The 3256-nt window shown below is 61.9% G+C and carries 4 protein-coding genes; 2 read left to right on the top strand and 2 right to left on the bottom strand.

The annotated features are described in order from the left end of the window. Positions 1–838: GMC oxidoreductase (locus AC5JJ6_RS05550; RefSeq protein WP_496041087.1), on the top strand; the 838-nt coding region annotated here is incomplete at its 5' end. Between the two features lie 5 nt (positions 839–843). Next, positions 844–1215: a c-type cytochrome gene (locus AC5JJ6_RS05545; protein WP_496041086.1), complete on the top strand. Its 372-nt coding sequence runs from the start codon at positions 844–846 to the stop codon at positions 1213–1215. An 86-nt stretch (positions 1216–1301) separates the two neighbouring features. Here the strand turns inward: AC5JJ6_RS05545 and AC5JJ6_RS05540 are convergent, their stop codons facing one another. Both AC5JJ6_RS05540 and AC5JJ6_RS05535 read right to left on the bottom strand, forming a co-directional pair. Further along, the gene (locus AC5JJ6_RS05540) at positions 1302–2366 is read right to left on the bottom strand and encodes a calcium-binding protein (protein WP_496041085.1); all 1065 of its coding nucleotides are present in this window, start codon (positions 2364–2366) and stop codon (positions 1302–1304) included. A gap of 310 nt (positions 2367–2676) precedes the next feature. Further along, complete coding sequence (locus AC5JJ6_RS05535; RefSeq protein WP_496041084.1) at positions 2677–3174, bottom strand: hypothetical protein; 498 nt, start codon at positions 3172–3174, stop codon at positions 2677–2679. Positions 3175–3256 lie beyond the last annotated feature (82 nt).

Here is a 3256-nt window from a genome sequence, read left to right as displayed (position 1 = left end):
CCTGTCGGCCTGGGTGTTCGGCAACACCCACATGATGCTGCATTCCGGCATCGGCCAGCCGTACGACCCGAAGACCGGCAAGGGCGTCGTCGGGCGCAACTACTGTCATCAGGTGCAGTCGCAGGTCGGCGTCTTCTTCGAAGGCAAGGAGATGAACCCGTTCATGGCCGCCGGTTCGCTCGGCATGGTCATCGACGACTTCAACGGCGACAACTTCGACCATGCCGGCATGGACTTCCTGGGCGGCGGCTACATCGCGCTGAACTCGACCAACGCCCGGCCGATCCTGACCCGCCCGGTCCCGCCGGGCACGCCGCGCTGGGGTTCGGCGTGGAAGGAGGCGACCGCCAAGTGGTACCGCAGCTCCGCCAGCATGAACTGCCAGGGCTCCAACTATTCCAGCCGGGGCAACTACCTGGACCTCGACCCGACCTACAAGGACATCCTGGGCCGGCCGCTGATCCGGATGACCTACAACTTCACGGACAACGACCGCCGCATGTCGGCGTTCCTGACCGAGAAGGGCGCCGGGATCGCCAAGGCGATGGGCGCCACCCATATCGCCGCCAACGCCCGTAAGGGCGACTTCGACGTCGTGCCGTACCAGTCGAGCCACAATACGGGCGGCACGCCGATGGGCACCGACCCGAAGACCAGCGTGGTCAACAAATACCTGCAAAGCTGGGACGCCCATAACCTGTTCGTGCTGGGCGCCTCGGTCTTCCCGCAGAACGCCGGCTACAACCCGACAGGCGCCGTGGGTGCATTGACCTATTGGGCGGCGGACGCCGTGGTCGACAAGTACCTGAAGAACCCCGGCCACCTGATGAAGGCGTGACGACGATGCGTGGATTTGTACTGAGCGCGGTCTGTGCGGCGGGCCTGCTGGCGGCGGCTCACGCCGCCTGGGCGGCAGATGCCGGGCAGGGTGAGGAGGTCTATGCGACCTGCGCCGCCTGCCACGGCGAGAAAGGAGCGGGGACGGAAACCGGCCCGGCGCTGGTTGGCGTGATCGGCCGCAAGGCCGCCGGGGTGGACGGCTTCCGCTACTCGGCCGCCCTGAAGCGGAGCCGCATCACCTGGGATGCGGCGTCGCTGAAGGAGTTCATCGCCGACCCGCAGGGCAAGGTGAAGGGCAACCGGATGCCGTTCGACGGGCTGAAGGACGCCACGAAGGCCGACGACCTGGTGGCCTATCTGGAGAGCCTGAAGTAACTGCTTGTCTTGCCGGAGCCGATGCCTTGGACCGGCGGGGGTTTCGATCCTCGCCGGTCCAAAGCATGGCTCCGCGGCTCCTGGTATCAGATGAAGAAGTAATCGACCCCTTCTTCCAGATCAACCGCATCCACCGTTACGGTCGTCGCACCGAAGTTGTAGTATCCGTTCGACTCGATTTCAAACTCGGTCTTGCCGCCGGCTTCCGTGACGGTGCTCTTGATCGATCCGCCCCAGCTGTCGTCGAAATAGATCCTGTCCCCGCCATAGGCGCCGGCGCCGTTGAAGCCGGTAATGATCGCATCGACAGGAGCGGTGGCGTCGAAGTAGATCCGGTCGCTGTCGCCGGTCCCGCTGACGACCTTGTCACTGCCGCCCGTGACGTAGAAATCGTCGTTGCCGCCGCCGCCGCGCATCGTGTCGCTGGCGCCGTAGCTGCGGAACACGTCGTTGTTCGCGGTTCCGGTGATGTCGATGCCTTTGCCGACGGAGTAGGTTCCGTTGAATTCCAGCTTGCCGGCTCCCGTGACGGTGAGTTTCTCGACTTCCTGGAAATGTCCGACGTCGATGGACTGGTACTTGTTGGGAGTGGGATTGTAGAAGTAGATGTCGCCGGCGTTGCGGCCACTCATGTTGATTTGGGTCAACGACGCTTTTTCAGCCGTGCCGGACGTATAGGTCGCCTTGTTGTAGATGTTCAGCGTATCGCTGCCGGCGTCGCCGTCGAGCACGCTGTCCGCGAGATAGTCACCAAGCTTGCTGATGTTGCCCGTCGTCGGATCGTAGTAGAGGCTGTCGTTGCCGTCCCCGCCATACAGGAAAGCACGGCCGGTCCCGCCCTTGATGATGTCGTTCCCGGCTTCGCCCTTGACGGTGTCCGTCCCGGCATCGCCATAGAGACTGTCGTCGTCGGCGCCTCCGTACAGGATGTCGTTGCCGGTGGAGCCGTACAGGGTGTCCTTACCGGACTCGCCGCGAAGAACGTCATCGCCGGTTTCCCCATACAGCTTGTCGTTCCCCGTTCCACCCCACAGGGTGTCGTTGCCGGCACGTCCATAAAGATTGTCGTTGCCGCCATAGCCGTAGATCGTGTCGGCGCCGGAGGTTCCGACCTTCGGTTCCGCCTTGTCGGTACCCTTGATGATAGCCATGGGATTTGCCCCGTTTTTGAGGAGGCTCATTTTCCCACAACTTTAGGCGTTGGAGATGCATGCAGTTGGTATAGACCTTGCGATAGTTTTGGATTGGTGCGGCGACGGAAACATCTTATACGAATGCAATGAATTTAATTTGCAGTCAAAAGGGGAGATGTTGCGAATGCCGAAGGGGCTGCTCATGTACTATTTTCCATAATCAATATTATAAGGCTTAACACCGCTACCGGGCACATTCCCAACCGAAAAACGGCTTGCCATGGCTCGGCACGCCGTTCTCCCCGGCTTTGCGGTCAAATGGCTTTGCTCAGCGTGCCGGCAATACCGTCAACAGCAGATCGGACGCTCGCACTCCTGAAGCGGAGGCAACGGTTTCAAGAGTATCCTCGGCGGATACGACCTTGTAGCCGCGCTCCTTGAGAACGGTCAGCAGAGCTTCCGGGGTGGTTTTCAGGATAGGCGCCATATCGGACAGGTGCGCCTGGGTCAGCAGCGGAATGGCTCTGAAGGCAGGATTGCCCCCGCCGCTGCCGGTCATGCCGGTCACCGCGAATGGCACTGCGGCGAGCAAGGATACGGCCAGCGGCACCAGCAGCGCTTTGCGCCTGGCATAGCCCAGGAGCGCGTTCCAGTTCTTCCAGACGTGAAAGGCGAAGGGTGCCAGCAGAACGATGCTGAGCCATTCGTGCATCGCGTGGAACGCGCCGGGAGCCCAGTGGAAGAACAGGGCGATGCCGGAGATCGTCGAGACGGCGAAAAATCCGGTCGTCAGAGGTGTCGCGAATCTATTGATGATCGTGTTCAAGTCGGCCTCCACCGAGCCGGCGCCTGGACCGGCTCAATTTAGTTAGAGTGCCGGAATTATAGCGCTCTCCGTCGCCGGTCCG

It is taken from the genome of Skermanella sp. (genome assembly GCF_059503625.1).
Note: the sequence above shows the minus strand (reverse complement) of the source record. Positions and strands in the feature narration are given on the sequence as shown.

Bases quoted from the DNA above. Each gene is read 5' to 3' on its own strand.
- AC5JJ6_RS05540 (WP_496041085.1), bottom strand. From the start codon at position 2,366: ATGGCTATCATCAAGGGTACCGACAAGGCGGAACCGAAGGTCGGAACC.
- AC5JJ6_RS05545 (WP_496041086.1), top strand. From the start codon at position 844: ATGCGTGGATTTGTACTGAGCGCGGTCTGTGCGGCGGGCCTGCTGGCG.